The sequence below is a fragment of the Neorhizobium galegae genome (assembly GCF_017877055.1).
In the GTDB taxonomy this organism is placed as follows: Bacteria; Pseudomonadota; Alphaproteobacteria; order Rhizobiales; family Rhizobiaceae; genus Neorhizobium; species Neorhizobium galegae_D.
This window is the reverse complement of record NZ_JAGIPG010000001.1, coordinates 1,554,172-1,577,736: the sequence shown is the minus strand read 5'-3', so window position 1 is coordinate 1,577,736 and position 23,565 is coordinate 1,554,172. Positions and strand designations below refer to the sequence as shown.

Here is a 23,565-nt window from a genome sequence, read left to right as displayed (position 1 = left end):
GATCCTCCCGAGAGCATGAAGATGAGCGAACTGAAGAGCATTTCCATACGTGGTGCGCGCGAGCATAATTTGAAGGGCATCGATCTTGATTTGCCCCGCAATTCGCTGATCGTCATGACCGGCCTGTCCGGCTCGGGCAAATCGTCCCTCGCCTTCGACACGATCTACGCTGAAGGCCAGCGGCGTTATGTCGAAAGTCTTTCGGCCTATGCGCGCCAGTTCCTGGAAATGATGCAGAAGCCGGATGTCGACCAGATCGACGGACTTTCACCGGCGATCTCGATCGAGCAGAAGACGACGTCGCGCAATCCGCGCTCGACCGTCGGAACGGTCACCGAAATCTACGACTATATGCGCCTGCTTTTTGCGCGCGTCGGCGTGCCTTATTCACCGGCGACGGGCCTGCCGATCGAAAGCCAGACGGTCAGCCAGATGGTCGACCGCATCCTCGCCTTCGAGGAAGGCACGCGTCTTTATATTCTGGCGCCGATGATCCGCGGGCGTAAAGGCGAGTACAAGAAGGAACTCGCCGACCTCATGAAAAAGGGGTTCCAGCGCGTCAAGGTCGACGGCCAGTTCTATGAGATCGCCGACGTTCCGGCGCTCGACAAGAAATACAAGCACGATATCGATATCGTCGTGGACCGGCTCGTGGTCCGCTCCGATATTGCCGCGCGCCTGGCGGACAGCCTTGAAACCTCGCTGAAACTGGCCGACGGGCTGGCGGTCGCCGAGTTCGCCGACAAGCCGCTGCCGCCGGAAGAGACTTCGGCCGGTGGATCTGCGAACAAGTCTCTCAACGAGACCCACGAACGGGTGCTGTTCTCTGAAAAGTTCGCCTGCCCCGTTTCCGGATTCACCATTTCGGAAATCGAGCCGCGGCTGTTTTCGTTCAACAATCCCTTTGGCGCCTGCCCGACCTGCGACGGTCTCGGCTCGCAGCAGAAGGTGGATGAAGCGCTGATCGTGCCGGAACCGGCCCGGACGCTGCGCGATGGCGCGATTGCCCCTTGGGCGAAATCCACTTCGCCCTATTACAATCAGACGCTCGAAGCACTGGGCAAGGTTTTCGGTTTCAAGCTGTCCAGCCGCTGGAACGAGCTTTCCGCGCAGGCGCAGAAAGCCATCCTCGAGGGCACCGAGGAAAAGATCGAATTCCACTATGCCGACGGCGCCCGCTCCTACAAGACGGTCAAGAATTTCGAAGGCATCGTGCCGAACCTCGAACGCCGCTGGAAGGAAACCGACAGCGCCTGGGCGCGCGAGGAGATCGAACGCTACATGTCGGCCGCCCCCTGCCCGGCCTGCAACGGTTTTCGCCTGAAGCCTGAAGCCCTCGCGGTGAAGATCAACAAGCTGCATATCGGCCAGGTCACCGACATGTCGATCCGTGTCGCCCGCGACTGGTTCGAGGTGCTGCCGGAACAGCTGAACGCCAAGCAGAACGAGATCGCGGTCCGCATTCTGAAAGAGATCCGCGAACGCCTGCGGTTCCTGAACGATGTCGGCCTCGATTATCTCAGCCTGTCGCGCAATTCCGGCACGCTCTCCGGCGGAGAAAGCCAGCGCATCCGGCTTGCCTCGCAGATCGGCTCCGGCCTGACCGGCGTGCTCTACGTGCTCGACGAGCCGTCGATCGGCCTCCACCAGCGCGACAATGCCCGCCTGCTCGATACGCTGAAGCACCTGCGCGACATCGGCAATACGGTAATTGTCGTCGAGCATGACGAAGACGCGATCATGACCGCCGACTACGTCGTCGATATCGGCCCTGCGGCCGGCATCCATGGCGGACAGGTGGTGGCCGAAGGCACGCCCAGCGAGGTGATGGCCAATCCGAAATCGCTGACCGGCAAATATCTGTCGGGCGAGCTTGGCGTGCCGGTACCGGCGGAGCGCCGCAAGCCGAAGAAGGGCAAGGAGATCAAGGTTTTTGGCGCCCGCGGCAACAACTTGAAAAATGTCACCGCCGCCATTCCGCTTGGCGTCTTCACCGCCGTCACGGGCGTGTCCGGCGGCGGCAAGTCGACCTTCCTGATCGAAACGCTTTACAAATCCGCCGCGCGCCGCGTCATGGGCGCCCGCGAAATCCCGGCCGAGCACGACAGGATCGACGGTTTCGAGCATATCGACAAGGTGATCGATATCGACCAGTCGCCGATCGGCCGCACGCCGCGCTCCAACCCGGCCACCTATACCGGCGCCTTCACGCCGATCCGCGACTGGTTTGCCGGCCTGCCCGAGGCGAAGGCCCGCGGCTACCAGCCGGGCCGTTTCTCGTTCAACGTCAAGGGCGGCCGCTGCGAAGCCTGCCAGGGCGACGGCGTCATCAAGATCGAGATGCACTTCCTGCCGGACGTCTACGTCACCTGCGACGTCTGCCACGGCAAGCGCTACAATCGCGAGACGCTCGACGTCACCTTCAAGGGCAAGTCGATCGCCGACGTGCTCGACATGACGGTCGAGGAAGGCGTCGAGTTCTTCTCGGCGGTGCCGGCGGTGCGCGACAAGTTGCAATCGCTTTTCGATGTCGGCCTCGGCTACATCAAGGTCGGCCAGCAGGCCAATACGCTTTCGGGTGGCGAGGCGCAGCGCGTCAAGCTAGCCAAGGAACTGTCGAAACGCTCGACGGGACGCACGCTTTATATCCTCGACGAGCCGACGACCGGCCTGCATTTCCATGACGTCGCCAAGCTTCTGGAAATGCTGCAGGAACTGGTGAACCAGGGCAATTCCGTGGTGGTCATCGAGCACAATCTCGAGGTCATCAAGACGGCCGACTGGATCATCGATATCGGCCCGGAAGGCGGCACCGGCGGCGGCGAAGTGATCGCGGCCGGTACGCCCGAGCAGATCGTCAAGGAAAAGCGGTCCTATACCGGCCATTTCCTGAAGGAACTGCTGGAGCGGCGGCCGATGAAGAAGGTGGAAGCGGCGGAGTGAACCTGCGCACAAGGGAGGTAATTCATGACCAAAGCCGGCACTATTCGCACGGGCATCGGCGGCTGGACCTTCGAGCCGTGGGAAGGCACGTTCTATCCGGAAAAACTGGCGAAGAAGAAACAGCTCGAATATGCCGCCAGCAAGCTTAGAGTCATCGAAGTCAACGGCACCTATTACGGATCGCAGAAGCCGGAGACCTTTGCCAAATGGGCATCCGAGGTTCCAGACGGCTTCATCTTTTCGCTAAAGGCAAGCCGGTTCACCACCAACCGCAAGGTTTTGGCCGAGGCGGGGGAGTCTATCGAAAAATTCCTGACCCAGGGACTGACCGAACTCGGCGATCATCTCGGGCCGCTGCTCTGGCAGTTCGCGCCGACCAAGAAGTTCGAAGCGGATGATTTCGAGGCTTTCCTGAAACTGCTGCCGAACAAGCTGGACGGGCTGAAGCTGACCCATGTGGTCGAGGTCCGCAACGACACGTTCAAAGTGCCGGAATTCATCGCGCTGCTTTCGAAATACAACATCGCGCCCGTCTGTGCCGACCATTTCGACTATCCGATGATCGCGGATGTCACGGCGGATTTCGTCTACGCGCGCCTGCAGAAGGGGTCGGACGATATCAAGACCTGTTATGCGGAAGAGGATATGAAGGCCTGGGCGAAAAGGCTGGAAACCTGGGCCGAGGGCAACGTGCCGGACGACCTGCCGCTGATCGACGAGAAACGTGAAGTCAAGAAGGAGCCGCGCGACGTCTTCGCCTTCTTCATCCACGAGGGCAAGGTGAACGCGCCCTATGGCGCGATGGCGATGCGCGAACTCCTGGAAAGCCGAAGCTAGGGGTCCAGCCCGATGCCGGCATGGGCGGCGAGGTCCTCGGCCGTCATGCCCCTGCCCGCGCGCGCTCCGGCTTCTCCATGCAGGTAGACGCCGGCAGCGGCCGCCTCGAAGGCGGGCATGCCCTGGGCGAGCAGCGCGCCGATCATTCCAGCCAGAATGTCGCCGGAACCGGCGGTGGCCAGCCACGGCGGTCCGTTGGTATTGATGTAAGCGCGTCCGTCGGGGCCGGCGATCACCGTATCGGCGCCCTTGTAGACAATGGCGGCGTGAGCGCGGGCGGAAACCGCGACCGCCTTTTCCACCTTGCTCAGGTTGTCATCCGCGGCGATGTCGGGAAACAGGCGGGCAAATTCGCCCTCGTGCGGCGTCAACACCAGATGGGGCTCGCCACCGGAAAAGGCATCGAACAGTTCCGAAGGCCTTTCCTTGAAGGAGGTGATCCCATCGGCGTCGAGGACCAGCGGCCGATCCTTCAGCGCAAGCGCGAATTGCCTTGCTTTCTTGCCGATGCCGAAGCCCGGGCCGAGCACGAAAGCGGCAAGTTTTGCCGTATCGAGCCAGTTCTTCAGATCTTTCACCGTGTCGATCCGATGCAGCATGATCGCGGTCAGCGAGGCCGCGTTGACCGGCATGGCATCGCTTGGCGAGCCGACTGTCACCAGCCCTGCCCCGGCTTTCAAGCCGGCGGTCGCCGAAAGCCGAGCCGCCCCGGTTTTGCCCGCCTCGCCGGAGAATACAGCCAGATGTCCGCGGCGGTATTTGTGGGTCTCGCTTCCCGGCTCGACCAGGAGACTGCGCCACAATTCCGGTCGGTTCTCCCTAATCTCCCCCGCAACCTCGCGGATGATACGGGCCGGGATGCCGATATCGAAAACCTCCACGTCACCGCAGAGCGACCTGCCCGGCAGCAGCAGGTGACCCGGCTTTCGGGTCATGAAGGTAACCGTATGGGCGGCCTGAAAGGCGGCGCCGAGCGGTACGCCGCGCCTTCCGCAGAGACCGGACGGCAGGTCGACGGCGACAACCGGGATCTGCGCCTCGGATACGCTGCGGATCATATCCGCGACAATGTCGGGCACGTTGCGCGTGAGGCCGGCGCCGAATAGGGCATCGACCAGCACGTCGCCAGCCCGCGGCCGATAGGCATCGAGGGGCTCCGTCGGCAGGGAGCAGAGTTCTCGCGCCCGCTTGGCATCGCCGGTCAGCTTCTGCGGGTCGCCGAAATGATGGACAGCGACGACCGCTCCAGCTTCGGCAAGCGCGCAGGCGGCCACATATCCGTCGCCGCCGTTGTTTCCGGGACCACACAGCACGACAAAACGCAAAGCGCCGGGAAAATGCCGGAGCGCCGCCGCCGCAACCGCCCGCCCTGCCCGCTCCATTAGATCGAACGACGGGATGCCGGATCGGGCAGAGCCGGCGTCCGCCCCCGCCATCTCGTCGGGTGTCAGAAGCAATGAGACAAGCGAAGCATCCATAGGCGCAATTGAGCGGAAAGATGGCCAGAAAACAAGCGTCGTCTGGCTCGCCAAATGGGCATAAAAATTATGCAAATGCCTAAATTTACATCCTCACCCGCAATACATTCGACAACACTTAACTAACAGAAAAACTTCAAAAAACTCCGATTCTTGTGCCGCAACGCACAAATTGTGAGAAAAACGGAAGCAATTTTGTCACCGAAGCTGCTGTTTTGTCGGGAATTAGGGCAAAACCGCATTATTTTTTTGAAAGTGTCGTCTGAGTTTGGCACGATAACTGCATTGGCAGGTGCGAGCGGGTAACGGCCTGCTTCAAGAGAGAAGCGGAGATATAGTTTCTCATGAAAAAGATCGAAGCGATCATCAAGCCTTTCAAGCTCGACGAAGTGAAGGAAGCCCTTCAGGAAGTCGGCTTGCAGGGGATCACAGTGACCGAAGCCAAGGGTTTCGGCCGCCAGAAGGGCCATACCGAGCTCTATCGCGGCGCAGAATACGTCGTCGACTTTCTGCCGAAGGTCAAAGTTGAGGTCGTCCTGGCGGACGAGAACGCGGATGCCGTCATTGAAGCCATCCGCAATGCGGCACAGACTGGACGGATCGGAGACGGCAAGATATTCGTCTCCAACATCGAAGAAGTCATCCGCATCCGCACCGGTGAAACGGGCGTGGACGCCATCTAAACGCCCCGGATAAACGCCCCCATAACGCCCTAGGGCCAAAGGCCGGGGTTTCATCGTCATCGTACATCGAGGAGGTCATATGACGAGCGCAAGCGAAATCATGAAACAAATCAAGGAAAACGACGTCAAGTTCGTGGACCTGCGCTTTACCGACCCCAAGGGCAAGCTGCAGCACGTCACCATGGACATCGCGTCGGTCGATGAGGACATGTTCGCCGACGGCGTCATGTTCGACGGTTCCTCGATCGGCGGCTGGAAGGCCATCAACGAGTCGGACATGGTGCTGATGCCGGACCCGGCGACGGTCCACATGGACCCGTTCTTCGCCCAGTCGACCATGGTCATCTTTTGCGACATTCTCGATCCGATTTCGGGCGAAGCCTATAACCGCGATCCGCGCGGCACCGCCAAGAAGGCCGAAGCCTATCTGAAGGCATCCGGTATCGGCGATACGGTATTTGTCGGCCCCGAGCCGGAATTCTTCGTCTTCGACGACGTCAAGTACAAGGCCGATCCTTACAATACCGGCTTCAAACTCGACTCGTCCGAACTGCCGTCGAACGACGACACGGACTACGAGACCGGCAACCTCGGTCACCGTCCGCGCGTCAAGGGCGGCTATTTCCCGGTTCCGCCGGTCGACAGCCTGCAGGACATGCGCTCCGAAATGCTGACCGTGCTCGCCGAAATGGGCGTGGTCGTCGAAAAGCATCACCACGAAGTGGCTTCCGCCCAGCACGAGCTCGGCGTCAAGTTCGACACCCTGGTACGCAACGCCGACATGATCCAGATCTACAAATACGTCGTGCATCAGGTCGCCAATGCCTATGGCAAGACCGCGACTTTCATGCCGAAGCCGATCTTCGGCGACAACGGCTCGGGCATGCACGTGCACCAGTCGATCTGGAAGGACGGCAAGCCCACCTTCGCCGGCGACGAATATGCCGGCCTTTCCGAGAGCTGCCTCTTCTATATCGGCGGCATCATCAAGCATGCCAAGGCGATCAACGCCTTCACCAACCCGACGACGAATTCCTACAAGCGTCTCGTCCCGGGTTATGAAGCGCCGGTTCTGCTCGCTTACTCGGCTCGCAACCGCTCGGCTTCGTGCCGCATTCCCTTCGGTACCGGTCCGAAGTCGAAGCGCGTCGAAGTCCGCTTCCCGGACCCGCTGGCAAACCCCTATCTTGCCTTCGCCGCCATGCTGATGGCCGGCCTCGACGGCATCAAGAACAAGATCCATCCCGGCAAAGCCATGGACAAGGACCTCTACGACCTGCCGCCAAAGGAACTGAAGAAGATCCCGACCGTCTGCGGCTCCTTGCGCGAAGCGCTCGAAAACCTCGACCGCGACCGCAAGTTCCTGACCGCCGGCGGCGTCTTCGACGACGACCAGATCGACGCCTATATCGAACTCAAGATGGTGGAAGTCATGCGCTTCGAAATGACGCCCCATCCGGTCGAGTTCGACATGTACTATTCGGCCTGATCCGTTCAGCGCCTCCAACTTGGAGACGGCGGGCCGCAAGCCCGCCGTTTTCCGTTCCGCCGAGCCTTGTGGCTTGCGCCTCCATTGCCGGTGTGCCGATTGACCTCTCCCGATTCTCCAAGACCCCGCCCGATCGACTGGGTGATTTTCGCGCTTGTGCCCGTGTTCTTTTCCAGCAACCTGATCTTCGGGCGCGGCGTGATCGGCGAGATCGGACCGTTCATCACCGCCTTCATTCGCTGGGCCGGAGCAACGCTGATCATCGTGCCGCTGCTGTATCTCGACTGGACGGCTGCCTGGACCTTTGTGCGCCGGCATACCTGGCTCTGGCTGTGGCTGGGTTTCCTGAGCATCGGCATCAGCGGCGGCTTCGTTTACTGGGCGCTGACCCTGACGACGGCATCGAATGCGACGCTGATCTACACGACCTCATCGCTGTTCATCATCCTTTTCGAATGGCAGTTTTCCGGCCGCCGGATCGGCGGTCGGGAGCTTTTGGGCATGGCGGTCGCATTCGCCGGCGTGGCGGCGATCGTGCTGCGTGGCGATGTCGGCGCCTTGGCGCACATGAATTTCAATGTCGGCGACCTCGGCATGCTCGTGGCGGCGATTGCCTTTGCGATCTATTCGCTCCTGCTGCGCCGTCCGGCGGCCCAGGCGATCCGGCCATTCACGCTGTTCGCGCTGATCGGTTTTTCCGGGTCGCTCCTCCTCCTGCCCCCGGCGCTCTGGGAACTCTTCCATGGCGGGCTGCTGCCGACGACGGTTTCAGCATGGTCGAAGATTGCCGGCATCATCCTGTTTGCCTCGCTTGCAGCGTTCTTCTGCTTTCAGCATACGGTGCGGATATTCGGTCCGGCGACGGCGGGGGTGACGCTTTACATGATGCCGCCGGTCTCTATCGTCATGGCGGTGATATTCCTCGGCGAGACTTTTGAAACATATCACGCGGTCGGCATCGTTCTGGTACTCGGCGGCATAGTTCTCGCGACGACCCGCCCGCGAAGGCTTACTAAGCCTTAAGTCTATCCCGCGGAACGAAGCGGCCCCGTCTGCATTAATCTCTTGATGTCGGAGAATTTTATTCCCACATTAGGATGCGAAAGGACATCGCACCATGAAACAACGCAACGCTAAATTTACCATCGGAGAAGTGGTCCGCCACAAGGTCTTTCCGTTCCGGGGCGTCGTGTTCGATGTGGATCCGGAATTCGCCAATACGGACGAATGGTGGAATTCCATTCCCGCAGAAATCCGGCCGAACAAGGACCAGCCCTTCTATCATCTCCTCGCGGAGAATGACGAGACGGAGTATGTCGCCTATGTTTCGGAACAGAACCTGGAACATGACGAAAACGATGCTCCGCTGCGCAATCCGCAGGTCTACCAGATCTTCGATCGCGGCCCATCCGGTCAGTTGAAGCCCAAGATCATATTGGCCCACTAACCCGAATTCGCAAAACCCCGGAAAAGGCGTCGGCATTCTGCCGGCGCTTTTTTCATGTCCGGAATCAGAAAGCCCGGCGCATGGCCGGGCTTTAAGCTGCTTGGTTCCGACTGGAACTTACTGGCCTTGCTTTGCAGAGTTCTGCGCGTCTTCCAGCTTCTTGCGGGTCTCTTCCGCCTTGCGCTGCATGCCTTCTTCGAGGCTGCGCTGGCTCTGAGCGATCTGTTCCTGCGGCATGGCCGGACCGTCGAATACGCCGGTGAAGCCGGTCAGCGGGACCTTGATCGGGTTCGGAGCGCGGCGGAAGTTGATCGAGGTGAAGACCACCTCGCCGCCCTTCTTGAGGCTGGCGATCATGGCGTCCGTCAGCGGCACTTCGGCGGTGCACTTGTCCGGAAGGCAAACGATGTAATCGAGCTTCTGGCCCTTGCCGCCATCGATCTGCATGACGATGCCGGGCGGCACCAGGCGTGCGGTCGGTACCGAAACCTGCATGATCTTGCGGTTGACCTTGCCTTCGACGGTGATCAGGCCAACGGCGGTGATGAGCTGGCCGTTCTGGGCGGCAATGATGTTCTGTACGACGCAGAGATCGCTGTCGTCCTGCTTGGTGCAGGTCTTGAACCAGCCGAGCGGGGGCGCACCAGGAGCGGCCGCGGCCGGAGCATCCTGTGCAAGGGCTGCAACCGGCAGCGCCATCGCGCCGGCCGAAAGAGCGAGAGCGGACATCGCCGTCCGCAGAAATTGGGTTGCCTTAAGCATCATAACGAGATCCGTCTCCTGAAATCCGCTGGGTACGGCAGACGCCGTCAACTCCCTCGGGGTATCCTACTGCCTGTGACCTGTCGGTCAAATGAGGCAATTGAATGACCCGCCCGTGTGGCCAACCTGTTACATCGGGCAGACATCGATATCCAGTCCCTCTTTCGTATTTTTTGACAAGGAGTTAACGTCGGCGATCACTCTTTTGCACATGGCGGTGGTTGGTGGGCCTGATGGCATGCGCTATTTTGCAGGCGAATCAGCGAGGATTTCACCGCCATGGGTCCCATGCGACGCTTTCTTCCCCTCATCGCCGCGCTTCTCATCGGCACCCCGGCCCTGGCCGAACCGGTCCACGGGATAGCCATGCACGGCAGCCCGGCGCTTGGCCCCGACTACAAGCATTTCCCTTACGTGAACCCGGATGTGAAGAAGGGCGGGCGAATAACCTATGGCGTCGTCGGCACGTTCGACAGCCTCAATCCGTTCATCCTGAAAAGCATGCGCACCTCGGCGCGCGGCATCTGGGACCCGGCCTTCGGCAATCTTATCTTCGAATCGCTGATGACGCGTTCCAGCGACGAGGCGTTCACGCTTTATGGGCTGCTGGCCGAGAGCGTCGAATGGAATGACGACCGGTCGTTCATCCAGTTCAATCTCAATCCGAAGGCCAAATGGTCGGATGGCCAACCGGTTACCCCGGATGACGTGATCTTTTCGTTTGAACTGTTGCGCGACAAGGCCCGCATTCCGTTCTCGTCCCGACTGGCGCCCGTCGCGAAAATGGAGAAGGTCGGCGAACGCGGCGTCCGTCTGACCTTCAACGAAAAGGCCGACCGGGAATTTCCGCTGATTCTCGCCACCGGCACCCCGATCCTGCCGAAACACGCGACCGATCCGGCCACCTTCGATCAGTCGACGCTGAAGCCGCCGGTCGGCTCCGGTCCTTACCGGATTAAATCCATTTCGCCCGGAGAACGCATCGTTTATGAACGAAATCCGGAATATTGGGGCAAGGATATCCCCGCCAAGGTGGGGTTCGACAATTACGATCAGATCAGCGTCGAATATTTCCTGCAGGACAACACGTTGTTCGAAGCCTTCAAGAAGGGCGCAATCGACATCTATCCCGACGGCAGCCCGACGCATTGGGCGCGGGCCTATGATTTCCCGGCGGTCCAGAACGGTGACGTGATCAAGGATGCGTTCAAGCCGCAGCTGCCGACCGGCATGCTCGGTTTCGTGTTCAACACGAGACGTTCGATCTTCGCCGACGTGAACGTGCGCGCCGGCCTGTCGCTCGCATTCGATTTCGAATGGGCCAACAAGAACCTTTTCGAGGGCGCCTATACCCGCACGGAAAGCTTCTGGCAGAACTCGCCCCTCTCCTCGCTCGGCAAGCCGGCGGACGAGCGGGAGCTCAGGATCCTCGGGACCATCAAGGATAGGATCGAGCCGGCGGTGCTCAACGGCAGTTATCATCTGCCGAAGACCGACGCTTCCGGTGCAGATCGCAAAGTGCTGCGCGATGCTGTCGATCTTCTCAAGAAGGGCGGTTATGCGATCAAGAACGGCAGGATGTCGGACGCGTCCGGCCGACCGCTGACCTTCGAGGTCATGACCCAGAGCCAAGACCAGGAAAAGCTCGCGATCGCCTATCAGCGGACGCTGAAGATGATCGGTATCGACATGTCGATCCGCACCGTCGACGATGCGCAATACCAAGCCCGCTCCGGCAATTTCGACTACGACATGATCGTCAAATCCTATCCGGCGTCACTGTCGCCCGGCATCGAACAGATCGGACGCTGGGGATCCGCTTCCCGCAATCGCGACGGCAGTTTCAATTTTGCCGGCACTGCGGATCCCGATCTCGACAAGCTGATCGAGACCATGCTGACGGTTCGCAGCAAGGAGGATTTCGAGGCTGCGGTGCGGGCTTACGACCGGATGCTGATTTCCGGTCACTATCTCGTGCCGCTTTATCATATCCCCGATCAATGGGTGGCGCGTCGCAAGCATATCGGTTATCCGGAGAAACTGCCGCTTTACGGCTATCAGCTCAACACCTGGTGGGATAACAGCGCGCAATAATCCAGTCTCTTTCGGTTACCGAGGAAAGGACGCCGCCATGGAGCGCGTAACCATCGACATCGTTTCGGATATCGTCTGCCCGTGGTGCTATCTCGGCAAGGCGCGGATGGAACTGGCAATCGCGGAGGTTCAGGACGAGATCGGCGTCGATATCAACTGGCGTCCCTACCGGCTCAATCCGGACCATCCGCCCGAAGGCGTCGATCACCAGGCCGACCTTGCGGCAAAACTCGGCGGCAAGGTCGCTGTCGAACGCGCCCACGACATGCTGAAGAAACTCGGCGAAGAAGTCGGCATCAAGTATAATTTCGAGGCGATCAAGATCGGTCCCAATACGCTCGATGCGCATCGCCTTCTGCATTGGGCGATCGTGGAAAGCCGCGAGATCCAGGACAAGGTTGCGAACGCGCTGTTCAAGGCGAATTTCGAAGAAGGCCGCAATGTCGGCGACCATGTCGTGCTGGCCGATATCGCCGAAAAATCCGGCCTCGACCGCAAGGTCATCGAAAATCTTCTTTCGAGCGACGCCGACAAGGACACGGTTCTCGAAGAGATCGACGCCGCACGGAAGATGGGTGTGACCGGCGTGCCGTTCTTCATCATCGACGGGCAGTACGCGGTGAGCGGCGCCCAGACGCCGGATGTGTTTGCCAATGCGCTGCGGGAGATCGCCAAGCTGAAGGCGGAAGCCCGCAAGGGCATGATCTGAGAACGGACAGACCGCGTGCGTACCGACCAGACCCTGAAAGGCGTTCTTCTCGCCTTCGCCTCCTTTGCCGCCTACTCCTGGAGCGATGCCAGCGTCAAGATGATCGAGGGCGCGCTGACGCCCTATGAGATGGGCTTTTTTGGCGCCGTCTTCATGCTCGCCGCCTTTCCTTATCTCATGAAGCCGGGGGACAGCTGGCTCGACGTAGTGAGAAGCACCAACCGGCCACTATGGGTCCTCCGCTTCTTCTCGGCCGCGACGGGGACGATCGGCAGTGTTGCGGCCTTCACCTATCTGTCGATGGCGGAAGCCTTCGCGCTGATCTTCCTGCTGCCTTCCTTCGTGACGATCATGTCGGTGCTGTTCCTCAAGGAGACGGTCGGCATCCGGCGCTGGAGTGCCGTGATCATCGGCTTCATCGGCGTTCTGGTGATATTGCGCCCGGGGTTCCGCGAGCTTTCGGTCGGGCATGTCGGCGCGGTGTTTGCGGGGCTTTCCGGGGCGATCTCCATCATCGTCTACCGCGCCATCGGACCTTCGGAGAAGAACATCTCGCTTTACGGCGCCGGCGTCCTTGGTGTTATCGTGATCCTCGGCGTGCTGATGATCCCGGACTTCCGCTGGCCGACTCTGCCGCAATGGGCCATGCTTGCAGGCTACGGCCTGCTTGGAGCGCTGGCCACCGTCTGGCTGATGTATGCGGCCAACCATGCGCCCGCCGCCGTGATCGGGCCAACCCAATACAGCCAGATGCTCTGGGCGATCCTGTTCGGCTATCTCATCTTCGGCGACAAGATCGACCTGCCGATGCTGATCGGTATCGTGCTGATCATTGGTTCCGGCCTTCTGACGCTGGCCCGCGAGCGGGCACGCGACGTGCCCCTGCCCGCGTCCGTGGCGACCGATCCGCAGGCCGCTGGCGTTACAAAGCCGGAAGCGTAATCCGATAGTTGACTATGTCTTTGCCAGTTCGGCGAACTGGGTCATCACCTGGGCCGCGGCAGACAGCCGCTTTTCGGGCGACGGCAGGTCGCGTGTCAGGAATACGCTGTGGTCCGGGCGGATCTTCGCGAGCGTTCCCTGCTTGGCGATATAACCGACGAGATTGGCCGGGTTCGGGAACTGCTTGTCGCGGAAGGTGACGACGATCCCCTTCGGGCCGGCGTCGAGCTTCTCGACATTGGCCTTGCGGCACAGCGACTTGATGTAGACCACCTTCAACAGGTTCTGCACCTCGGTCGGCATCGGCCCGAAACGATCGACCATTTCCGCACCGAAACCATCAATCTCCGGCAGCTCCGTGAGTTCGCCGAGACGGCGGTAGAGGCCCATGCGCAGATGCAGGTCGGGCACGTAGGTCTCCGGGATCATCACGGTGATGCCGACGGAAATCTGCGGCGACCAGCCGGTATCGGTGATTTCGTCGTCGCCCTTCACTTCCGCCACGGCCTCCTCCAACATCTGCTGGTAGAGTTCGAAACCGACTTCCTTGATATGGCCGGACTGTTCCTCGCCCAAGAGATTGCCCGCGCCGCGGATGTCGAGGTCGTGGCTGGCGAGCTGGAAACCGGCGCCGAGCGTGTCGAGCGACTGCAGCACCTTCAGGCGGCGCTCGGCGGTGGTCGTCAGCTGCTTGTTGACCGGCAGCGTGAAGAGCGCGAAGGCGCGCACCTTGGAACGGCCGACACGCCCTCGGAGCTGATAGAGCTGAGCCAGGCCGAACATGTCGGCGCGGTGGACGATCAGCGTGTTGGCGGTCGGCACGTCGAGGCCGGATTCGACGATGGTGGTCGACAGAAGCACATCATATTTGCCGTCGTAGAAGGCATTCATGATGTCTTCGAGCTCGCCCGCCGCCATCTGGCCATGGGCGACCGCGACCTTCAACTCGGGTACATCAGACTGGAGAAAAGCCTGGATTTCCGGCAGGTCCGCGAGCCGCGGGCAGACATAAAAGCTCTGGCCGCCGCGATAATGCTCGCGCATCAGCGTTTCGCGGATGACCAGCGGATCGAAGGGCGAGATGAAGGTGCGCACCGCCATGCGGTCGACCGGCGGCGTAGTGATCAGCGACAGTTCGCGAACTCCCGTCATCGCAAGTTGCAGCGTGCGCGGGATCGGCGTCGCCGACAGCGTTAGCACATGCACGTCGCTCTTCAGCTCCTTCAGCCGCTCCTTGTGCTTGACGCCGAAATGCTGCTCCTCGTCGATGATCAGCAGGCCGAGATTGGCGAACTGGATCCCGGCGCCGAGCAGTGCGTGCGTGCCGACGACGATATCGACCTTGCCGTCGGCGAGGTCCTTCTTGGTCTGGGCGAGTTCCTTGGCGGGCACCAGCCGCGACGCCTGCTCAACCTTGATCGGCAAGCCGCGAAAACGCTCGCGAAACGTCTTGAAATGCTGGCGCGAGAGAAGCGTGGTCGGCACGACGACCGCGACCTGTGCGCCGTTCATCGCCGCGAAGAAGGCGGCGCGTAGCGCCACTTCCGTCTTGCCGAAACCGACATCGCCGCAAACGAGGCGATCCATCGGCCGGCCGGCGCCGAGATCGTCGCGCACGGAATCGATGGCGTTCGCCTGGTCCTCGGTCTCGTCATAGGGGAAACGGGCGGCGAATTCGTCGTATAGACCTTCCGGCGTAGTGAGCACCGGCGCACGGCGGGTGATGCGGGTCGCGGCGATACGGATCAGCGCGTCCGCCATGTCGAGCAGCCGCTTCTTGAGCTTGGCCTTGCGGGCCTGCCAGGCGCCGCCGCCGAGCTTGTCGAGCTGAGCTTCCGCCGCATCCGAGCCGTAGCGCGACAGGAGATCGATGTTTTCGACCGGCAGGAAGAGTTTTGCCTGATCGGCGTAATGCAGTTCCAGGCAGGCGCGCGGCGCGCCGGCGGCCTCGATCGTCACCAGGCCGACGAACCGGCCGATTCCGTGCTCGGCATGGACGACCAGCGAACCTTCGTCGAGGCCAGCGACTTCGGTCAGGAAGTCCGCCCCACGCTTGCGGCGCTTGCCGCGGCGGACCATGCGGTCGCCCAGGATGTCCTGTTCGCCGATGACGGCGATCCTGTCCGTCTCGAAACCGGCTTCGAGGCTGAGCACGGCGGAGGCCGCCTCACCCTGTTCAAGCTTGTCCAGATCGGCGAGCTTGTCGATCTGGCGGATACGCTTCAAGCCACGCTCGTCCAGCACCTGCAAAAGACGGTCGAGCGAACCGGCTGACCATCCGGTGACGAGAACCTTGATGCCTTCGGCGCGCTTGTCGGCGATATGCTTGACGACGAGGTCGAAGACGTTGACGCGTTCGTCGCGATCCTTTTCCTCCGTCTGGTTTTTCGCCCAGCGCGGACCGGCATGCGCATCCAAAGTCACCACCCGGCGACCGTCTGCATCCATCTCGTTGAAGGGCGTCAGGCGCAGCGCATTGACCGCATCGAGCGCTCCGGCAAACGCCTTGCCGTTGAGATAAAGCTGGCCCGGTGCGACGGGCTTGTAGGGAGCGGCCTGTGCGGCGGCTCCCTTGCCCTGGGCGCCAGAATCGCGCCGTGCTTCGTAATAATCGGTGACCAGCTTCGAGCGTTCGTTCGCCGCCTCGCGCGCCGTATGGTCGGTGACGACCCGGAAACCCTTGAGGTAATCGAAAGCGGTTTCGAGCCCGTCGTAGAACAGCGGCAGCCAGTGTTCCATGCCGGGATAACGGCGGCCTTCCGAGACCGCCTGATAGAGCGTGTCGTCGCGGGTCGCGGCGCCGAACAGCGACAGGTAATTCTTGCGGAAGCGGCTGATCGTATCCGGCGTCAGCGTCACCTCGCTCATCGGATTGAGATCGAGGGCGCGCGCCTGGCCGGTGGTGCGCTGGCTGGCCGGATCGAACGAACGGATCGATTCCAGCGTGTCGCCGAAGAAATCCAGGCGCACCGGCTCTTCCGTACCCGGCACGAAGACATCGAGAATGCCGCCGCGTACCGCGAATTCGCCGACTTCGCGCACGGTCGCGACACGCTCGAAACCGTTGCGCTCCAGCCGGGCAGCAATGTCATCCATGCGGATCTGGTTACCGGGCTTGGCCGAGAATGCCAGGCTTTCAATGATCTCGGCGGGAGCGATCTTCTGCAGCATCGCATTGACGGTGACGAGAACGATCGCCGAATGCGGCTTCCTGGCATGCGAGATCAGGCCGGAAAGGGCGGCCAGTCTGCGGGCCGAGACATCGGCGCTCGGAGAGACGCGGTCGTAAGGAAGACAGTCCCAGGCCGGCAGCGTCAGGACCGGGATTTCCGGCGCCACGAAGGAGAGCATCTGCTCCAGATCGAGCATGCGCTGGCCGTCCGACATGACATAGGCGACCGCCTGGCCGGCACGAGCGATCTCGGCCAGGATCAGCGGCTCCATGCCTGGCGGCACGTTGCCTATGGTCAGCGGGCTTTGCGCCGCGGCAATCTTCTTCGCGTCGAATCCGGGAATCATCGGGCCAGAATTCATATCTTGTGCCCGAGCCTTGCTTCCAGGGAAGCTTTGGTAACGGGATCGAAATCCGGGGTATAGGCAGCGACGCGCGCGAAAAGCGGCGTATTGCGGTTTTCCGGCAAGGTCTGCGCACCGGTGATCCAGGCATGCAGGTCGTGATCGTCCTCGCCCATGATCGCCTCGAACTCGTCGAGTTCCGCTTCGCCAAGGTTGGCGATCTCGGCTTCCGCAAAGCTGCCGAAAACCAGGTCCATCTCCCTTATGCCGCGATGCCAGCAGCGATAGAGGATGCGCCGGCGGCGCGGGTCGAGATCCGCGCTGGTGCGGGATAGTCCTGTCATGGCGGTGTCCTTGTTTTGCCGTTCATATAGGACGCTTTTCCGCCCCCGTCACCTTGCCAAATGGGCAAAATCCATCGCATTTTGCGCGCCATGCGTCCCGCCATACTCGATCCGCTGTTCTCGCCCGTCGCATCGCTTGCCGGTGTCGGGCCGAAGCTCGCCGAACTGATCGCCCGCGTCACCGGCCGCGAGGACCCTGACGACTGCCGCGTTGTCGATCTGCTCTTCCATGCGCCCTCGTCTCTGATCGACCGGCGCAACCGGCCGGGCATCGCGCTTGCGCCGCAAGGAGCGATCGTGACGATCGAAGGCAGGGTCGATCGGCATCAGCCGCCGCCGCCTGGCAAATCCAACATGCCCTATCGCGTCTTCCTGCATGACGACACGGGGGAACTGGCGCTCACTTTCTTCCGTGCGAAAGGCAATTGGCTGGAAAAGTCACTGCCTGTCGATGAGATGGTCATGGTCAGCGGCAAGGTCGACTGGTTCAACGGCCGGCCCTCGATGGTGCATCCGGATTTCATCGTAAAATCCTCCGAAGCCGAAAACCTGCCCCTGGTAGAGCCGGTCTATCCGATGACGGCCGGCCTGACGCCGAAAGTGCTGCGCAAGGCGATCGAGGGTGCCGTGGCACGCCTGCCGGACCTGCCGGAATGGGCCGACGAGGCGTTGACCTTGCGCCAGGGGTTCCCGTCCGTGGCAGAGGCCTTTCGCGGATTGCACGACCCGCGCGATGCGGCGGATATCGATCCGCAGTCCCCTGCCCGCCGCCGGCTCGCCTATGACGAATTCCTCGCCGGCCAGGTGTCCCTGTCGCTGGTGCGCCAGAAGGTGCGCAAGGTTCCGGGCCAGCCGATCCGGGTGAAGGGCGATCTTGCCGCAAAGATCATCGCCAACCTCCCCTTCTCACTGACGCCGAGCCAGAAAGCGGCCGTCGAGGACGTCATCAAGGACATGGCCGCCGAGGACCGCATGCTGCGGCTGCTGCAGGGCGATGTTGGCGCCGGCAAGACGCTGGTGGCACTGCTTGCCATGTCCGCGGCCGTCGAGGCCGGGGGCCAGGCAGTGCTGATGGCCCCGACCGAAATCCTCGCGCGCCAGCATTTTGCGACGATCTCGAAGTTGGCCGGTGCGGCAGGAGTGACGGTCGAGGTGCTGACCGGCCGCACCAAAGGACGCGAGCGGGATCAGATCATCGATCGAATCGCCTCGGGCGAAGCGCAGATCATCATCGGAACCCACGCGCTTTTTCAAGATGCGATCAACTATCATAATTTGATGCTCGCGGTGGTGGACGAACAGCATCGGTTCGGCGTGCATCAACGCCTTCGGCTGACGGCCAAGGGAATTTCCCCGCATATGCTGGTGATGACCGCAACGCCCATTCCCCGCACGCTGGTACTCGCCGCCTTCGGTGACATGGACGTCTCGAAGCTCACGGAAAAACCGGCCGGCCGCAAGCCGATCCAGACCGTCACTATCCCGACCGAACGGATCGGCGATATCGTCGCCCGGCTCAGGGGCGCGATCAGCGAAGGAAAAAAAGCCTACTGGATCTGCCCGCTCGTCGAGGAATCGGATGCCTCCGACCTGATGTCGGCGGAAGAACGTTATGCGGTTCTCGCCAGGGAGCTCGGCCGTGATGTCGGCTTGATCCACGGACGGATGAGCGGGCCGGAGAAGGACGCCGTGATGGGCGCCTTCAAGGCCGGCGAAATCCGGCTGCTGGTCGCCACCACCGTCGTCGAAGTGGGCGTCGATGTGCCGGATGCGACGATCATGGTGATCGAACATGCGGAGCGATTCGGGCTTGCCCAACTGCACCAGTTGCGCGGCCGTGTAGGGCGCGGCGACGAGGCCTCGACCTGCATCCTGCTCTACAAGGGACCGCTCAGCGAAACCGGCCGGGCGCGGCTTTCGATCCTGCGCGACAGCGAGGACGGATTCCTGATTGCCGAAGAAGATCTGAAACTGCGCGGCGAAGGCGAACTGCTCGGCACCCGCCAGTCCGGCACACCAGGTTTCCGGATCGCCAGCCTGGAGGCGCATGCGGATCTGCTGGAGATCGCCCGCAAGGATGCCGCCTATCTGCTGGAACGGGATCCAGAACTCACCAGCGAACGCGGCCAGAACATGCGCGTGCTGCTTTATCTGCACCGCCGCGACGAGGCGATCCGGTTCCTGAGAGCCGGCTAGGCCTGCATTTTCGGAGCTGGCAGGATGGCGGTCGGCGCGCCCGGGACGGGCTTGTAGTCCGGTGCGATCAGGCCGCCCGAAATCAAAAGCTTGGCGCCCTCTTCCGGCGTCATGTCGAGCATGACGATCTTGCTCTTCGGCACGAACATCAGGAAACCCGCTGTCGGAACCGGCGTCGGGGGCAGGAAGACACCAACCATTTCCTCACCGTCCGCATTGAGCTTTGCGGCGATCTCTCCCTGCGCGTCGCCGGAAATGAACACCAGCGCCCACATTCCGGGGCTCGGAAACTCGATCAGCCCGCATTTCTTGAAGGAGGTCGATTGTTCCTTCAGCACCGTCTCGAAGATCTGCTTGATGCTCTTATAAATGCTGCGGATCAGCGGCATCCGGTGCAGGATCGATTCACCGAACTTGACGATCGAGCGGCCGATCAGGTTCTTGCCGAGAAAGCCGATGATGGTGATGAACACCACCGCGATCAGCAGGCCGGTGCCGGGAATGGTGATGTTGAAGTAATATTGGGGGTCGTAGCGCTGCGGAATATAGGGCGTGACCCAGCTATCCGCCCAGTCGATGAAGGTGAAGGTGAGCCAGATGGTGATGGCAAGCGGGGCGCAGATGATCAGGCCGGTTAGGAAGTTGTTCCTGAGACGGCCGGCCAGCGATATTCGCTCTGGACTGTCGCTCATTCTGTTTCCCTGCATACCCTAAGCATTGTCGCAATCATCTGTTGCGACAATGACGGATGCGATGTTGCGATGCAAGGAAAAGCCGGTGGATATCACTCCACCGTGACGGATTTCGCCAGATTACGCGGCTGATCGACATCAGTCCCCATGAACACCGCCGTATGATAGGCAAGAAGCTGGATCGGCAGCGAGAAGATCATCGGCGCGATGATCTCGTCGACATTCGGCAGCGCGATCGTCGCCATGGTGGGAAGCTTGGACGCCGCCGCACCCTTCTCGTCGGTGATGAAGATGATCTTGCCGCCGCGCGCCGCCACTTCCTGCATGTTGGAAACGGTCTTTTCGAAGAAGCGGTCATGCGGTGCGATGACGATCACCGGCATATGCTCGTCGATCAGCGCGATCGGCCCATGCTTCAGTTCGCCGGCGGCATAACCTTCCGCGTGGATGTAGGAAATCTCCTTGAGCTTCAGCGCGCCTTCCATGGCAAGCGGAAAACTGGTGCCGCGGCCGAGGTAGAGCACGTCCTTGAAGCGCGACAGCTCGCGCGACAAAGCCTCGATCTGCGGTTGGATGTCGTTCAGCACCCGGCTCATGATCCGCGGCATTTCGGCGAGGTGCCTGACCATCGCCTTCTCGTCGCCCGCCGTCACCGTGCCGCGGGCACGGCCGGCGCCGATTGCAAGCGCGGCGAGAACCGCAAGCTGGCAGGTGAAGGCCTTGGTGGAGGCGACGCCGATTTCCGGACCGGCGAGGATCGGGAAGATCGCGTCCGATTCGCGGGCAATGGTCGATTCCTTGACGTTGACCACCGCGCCGATCTTGAGGCCGTTGTCCTTGCAGTAACGCAGCGATGCCAGCGTATCGGCCGTCTCGCCGGACTGGGAGATGAACAACGCCGCCTGGGTTGGCGACAGTGGCAGTTCGCGGTAGCGGAATTCGGAGGCGACGTCGATCTCGACCGGCAGGCGGGCGTAACGCTCGAACCAGTATTTGCCGACCAGGCCGGACAGATAGGCCGTGCCGCAGGCGGCGATCGCCAGGCCCGAGACCTTGCCGAAATCGATCGCCGTGTCGTTCGCCTTTACCGTGTGATCGGCGAAGTCGATGTAGTGGCTGAGCGCATGGGAGATGATCTCCGGCTGCTCGTAGATCTCTTTCTCCATGAAATGGCGATGGTTGCCCTTGTCGACCATGAAGGCCGAGACCTGGGAAATCTGGCTCTGCCGCTTCACCGGCTTGCCGTCATAGTCGATGATCTCGGCGCCCTTGTGGGTCATGACGGCGCAGTCGCCGTCGACGAGATAGGTGATCTCGTTGGTGAACGGCGACAGCGCAATGGCATCGGACCCCAGGAACATTTCGCCGTGGCCGTGGCCGATCGCCAGCGGCGGCCCGAAACGGGCGGCCATGATCGTACCCGGATCGTCCTTAAACATCACCACCAGCGCATAGGCGCCGGAAACGCGGTTCAGCGTCGCCAGCATGGCGGCGCGGTGGTCGAGGCCCTGGCGGGTATATTTGGCAAGCAGGTGCGCGACGACTTCCGTATCCGTCTGGCTTTCGAAGACGGCGCCTTCGGCCAGTAGTTCGTCCTTCAGCTCGGAAAAGTTCTCGATGATGCCGTTATGGACGACGGCGACGCCGTCGACGAAATGCGGATGGGCATTGGTCTCGTTCGGAACCCCGTGGGTCGCCCAGCGGGTGTGGGCGATGCCGATCGTGCCCGGCAGCGGCTCCGCGTCGAGCCTCTTTTCGAGATTGAAGAGCTTGCCCTCAGCGCGGCGGCGATCCATGCGGCCCTCGTGGATGGTCGCTACGCCGGCGGAATCATAGCCGCGGTATTCGAGCCTTCGCAACGCATCGACCAGACGCGCCGCCACCGGCGAATTTCCGACGATCCCTACAATCCCGCACATGAACGACCCTTTCCGCTTCGTGAAACCCGCGCGAATTCCTAGCCGATTGCGGGCTTTGCGCAATCGGCCCGCCGGTCACTTTCGATGTCGGAAAGTAACGCGCAAATGTTAATGGCCGGGTTATTTTTGGGCCTTCTTGGCCGCCTTGAAGGCAAGCGCCCGCTCCCGGAGGATTTTCGCACGCTCCGGCTTCACTTCCTGGCGGGCACGGCCAAGCGCCAGCGCATCGGCCGGCACGTTTTCGGTGATGACGCTTCCCGAGGCGACATAGGCGCCGTCGCCGATCGAGACGGGTGCGACGAGCGACGAGTTCGAACCGATAAAGGCGTTGGCGCCGATGCGGGTCTCATGCTTGTTGACCCCGTCATAATTGCAGGTGATCGTGCCGGCGCCGATGTTGGAATGGGCGCCGACGAATGCGTCGCCGATATAGGTGAGGTGGTTGACCTTGGCCCCCTCTTCGATCCTGGCATTCTTGACCTCGCAGAAATTGCCGACCTTGGAGCCCGCGGAAAGATCGGCGCCGGGGCGAAGCCTAGCGAAAGGCCCGACGGTGGCGCCGCCGCTCACATGCGCACCCTCGATATGGGAAAAGGCGTGGATCACCGCCCCGCCGTCGATCCTGACGCCCGGGCCGAAAACGACGTTCGGCTCGATCAGCGCATCCTGGCCGATCTCCGTATCATAGGAAAGGAAGACGGTTTCCGGCGCGATCATGCTGACGCCCGAGATCATCAATTCATGGCGCCGGCGCTCCTGCCAGAGCTTTTCAAGCATGGCGAGTTCGGCGCGATTGTTGCAGCCGGCGACTTCGGTTTCCGGCGCATCGACCGCCACGACCTTGCCGCCTGCCGCGCGCGCGATTTCCACGATATCGGTCAGGTAAAACTCGCCCTTCGCATTCTGATTGGTGATGCCCTCCAGAAACGACAGCGCCTTCTGGCCGTTGATCGCCATCAGCCCGCTATTGCACCAGGTGATCTTGCGCTCTTCGTCGGTCGCATCCTTCTCCTCGCGGATCGCGACCAGTTCGCCATTTTCGACCAGCAGCCGGCCATAGCCGGTCGGCCTGTCCGTATGGAAACCGATCACCACCACGTCAGCTCCGGCGGCCAGCTTTTCCCGCGCCGCGGTGAATGGAGCGGAGGTGACAAGCGGCACGTCGCCATAGGCGATCAGGATATCGTCGTAACCGCGGGCGATGGCTTGTTTCGCCGTCAGGACCGCATGGCCCGTGCCGCGACGCTCGGTCTGCAGGAAGGCCTCGACCGCAACACCCTCGACCGCGCCGGCCTTGGCAACCCCGTCCGCATCGCGGCCGACCACCAGTGCCGCCTCGGTGACATCAGTCGATGCCACCGCCGCCATCACATGGGCGATCATCGGCCGGCCGGCAATCGGATGCAGCACTTTCGACATCGACGACTTCATGCGCGTGCTATCGCCGGCGGCGAGGATGACGGCGAGGCAGGAACGGCTCATAAGGGTTTCTCCTTCTCAGGCATTTTGCCGCT

At 61.6% G+C, this 23,565-nt stretch carries 17 protein-coding genes; 10 read left to right on the top strand and 7 right to left on the bottom strand.

Features of this window, described 5'->3' with window-relative positions; genetic code table 11:
• Positions 1 to 21 precede the first annotated feature (21 nt).
• Positions 22 to 2,943: an excinuclease ABC subunit UvrA gene (gene uvrA / locus J2857_RS07310; protein WP_210009406.1), complete on the top strand. Its 2,922-nt coding sequence runs from the start codon at positions 22 to 24 to the stop codon at positions 2,941 to 2,943.
• 24 nt (positions 2,944 to 2,967) lie between these two features.
• Complete coding sequence (locus J2857_RS07305) at positions 2,968 to 3,780, top strand: DUF72 domain-containing protein (protein WP_210009405.1); 813 nt, start codon at positions 2,968 to 2,970, stop codon at positions 3,778 to 3,780.
• On the opposite strand, the gene J2857_RS07300 is transcribed toward J2857_RS07305, so the two are convergent.
• Positions 3,777 to 5,258, bottom strand: coding sequence for an NAD(P)H-hydrate dehydratase (locus J2857_RS07300; RefSeq protein ID WP_210009404.1), 1,482 nt, complete (start codon positions 5,256 to 5,258; stop codon positions 3,777 to 3,779). The genes J2857_RS07305 and J2857_RS07300 overlap by 4 nt on opposite strands.
• Positions 5,259 to 5,602: 344 nt before the next feature.
• On the opposite strand from J2857_RS07300, the gene J2857_RS07295 reads away from it, so the two are divergent.
• From J2857_RS07295 to hspQ, 4 genes are all read left to right on the top strand, one after another.
• Positions 5,603 to 5,941: a P-II family nitrogen regulator gene (locus J2857_RS07295; protein ID WP_038542987.1), complete on the top strand. Its 339-nt coding sequence runs from the start codon at positions 5,603 to 5,605 to the stop codon at positions 5,939 to 5,941.
• A gap of 79 nt (positions 5,942 to 6,020) precedes the next feature.
• Positions 6,021 to 7,430 (top strand): type I glutamate--ammonia ligase, encoded by a 1,410-nt coding sequence (gene glnA, locus J2857_RS07290; RefSeq protein ID WP_210009402.1) that lies wholly within the window; start codon positions 6,021 to 6,023, stop codon positions 7,428 to 7,430.
• Positions 7,431 to 7,529: 99 nt separating this feature from the next.
• A complete protein-coding gene (locus J2857_RS07285) occupies positions 7,530 to 8,453 on the top strand; it encodes a DMT family transporter (protein WP_210009400.1) in 924 nt (307 codons plus the stop codon).
• Positions 8,454 to 8,547: 94 nt separating this feature from the next.
• Positions 8,548 to 8,877: a heat shock protein HspQ gene (gene hspQ / locus J2857_RS07280; RefSeq protein ID WP_038586840.1), complete on the top strand. Its 330-nt coding sequence runs from the start codon at positions 8,548 to 8,550 to the stop codon at positions 8,875 to 8,877.
• Between the two features lie 117 nt (positions 8,878 to 8,994).
• Here the strand turns inward: hspQ and J2857_RS07275 are convergent, their stop codons facing one another.
• The gene (locus J2857_RS07275; protein ID WP_210009398.1) at positions 8,995 to 9,642 is read right to left on the bottom strand and encodes an invasion associated locus B family protein; all 648 of its coding nucleotides are present in this window, start codon (positions 9,640 to 9,642) and stop codon (positions 8,995 to 8,997) included.
• A 276-nt stretch (positions 9,643 to 9,918) separates the two neighbouring features.
• Between J2857_RS07275 and J2857_RS07270 the strand changes: the two genes are divergently transcribed.
• Genes J2857_RS07270 through J2857_RS07260 form a run of 3 tightly spaced genes read left to right on the top strand, consistent with a single transcriptional unit; the run spans position 9,919 to position 13,384 of the window.
• Positions 9,919 to 11,733, top strand: a complete 1,815-nt coding sequence (locus J2857_RS07270; protein ID WP_210009396.1) for an extracellular solute-binding protein — start codon at positions 9,919 to 9,921, stop codon at positions 11,731 to 11,733.
• 37 nt (positions 11,734 to 11,770) lie between these two features.
• Positions 11,771 to 12,442, top strand: coding sequence for a DsbA family oxidoreductase (locus J2857_RS07265; protein WP_210009394.1), 672 nt, complete (start codon positions 11,771 to 11,773; stop codon positions 12,440 to 12,442).
• A gap of 15 nt (positions 12,443 to 12,457) precedes the next feature.
• Positions 12,458 to 13,384, top strand: coding sequence for a DMT family transporter (locus tag J2857_RS07260; protein WP_210009392.1), 927 nt, complete (start codon positions 12,458 to 12,460; stop codon positions 13,382 to 13,384).
• Positions 13,385 to 13,396: 12 nt separating this feature from the next.
• On the opposite strand, the gene mfd is transcribed toward J2857_RS07260, so the two are convergent.
• Both mfd and J2857_RS07250 read right to left on the bottom strand, forming a co-directional pair.
• Positions 13,397 to 16,903, bottom strand: a complete 3,507-nt coding sequence (gene mfd, locus J2857_RS07255) for a transcription-repair coupling factor (protein WP_210009391.1) — start codon at positions 16,901 to 16,903, stop codon at positions 13,397 to 13,399.
• An 11-nt stretch (positions 16,904 to 16,914) separates the two neighbouring features.
• Complete coding sequence (locus J2857_RS07250; protein WP_210009390.1) at positions 16,915 to 17,244, bottom strand: succinate dehydrogenase assembly factor 2; 330 nt, start codon at positions 17,242 to 17,244, stop codon at positions 16,915 to 16,917.
• Positions 17,245 to 17,334: 90 nt separating this feature from the next.
• On the opposite strand from J2857_RS07250, the gene recG reads away from it, so the two are divergent.
• The gene (recG, locus tag J2857_RS07245) at positions 17,335 to 19,440 is read left to right on the top strand and encodes an ATP-dependent DNA helicase RecG (RefSeq protein ID WP_210009389.1); all 2,106 of its coding nucleotides are present in this window, start codon (positions 17,335 to 17,337) and stop codon (positions 19,438 to 19,440) included.
• Here recG and J2857_RS07240 read toward each other — a convergent pair.
• The 3 genes from J2857_RS07240 to glmU form a co-directional block, all read right to left on the bottom strand.
• The gene (locus J2857_RS07240; RefSeq protein ID WP_210009388.1) at positions 19,437 to 20,132 is read right to left on the bottom strand and encodes a DUF502 domain-containing protein; all 696 of its coding nucleotides are present in this window, start codon (positions 20,130 to 20,132) and stop codon (positions 19,437 to 19,439) included. The genes recG and J2857_RS07240 overlap by 4 nt on opposite strands.
• Positions 20,133 to 20,224: 92 nt before the next feature.
• Complete coding sequence (gene glmS, locus J2857_RS07235; RefSeq protein WP_210009387.1) at positions 20,225 to 22,051, bottom strand: glutamine--fructose-6-phosphate transaminase (isomerizing); 1,827 nt, start codon at positions 22,049 to 22,051, stop codon at positions 20,225 to 20,227.
• 120 nt (positions 22,052 to 22,171) lie between these two features.
• Positions 22,172 to 23,533 (bottom strand): bifunctional UDP-N-acetylglucosamine diphosphorylase/glucosamine-1-phosphate N-acetyltransferase GlmU, encoded by a 1,362-nt coding sequence (gene glmU / locus J2857_RS07230; protein WP_210009386.1) that lies wholly within the window; start codon positions 23,531 to 23,533, stop codon positions 22,172 to 22,174.
• Positions 23,534 to 23,565 lie beyond the last annotated feature (32 nt).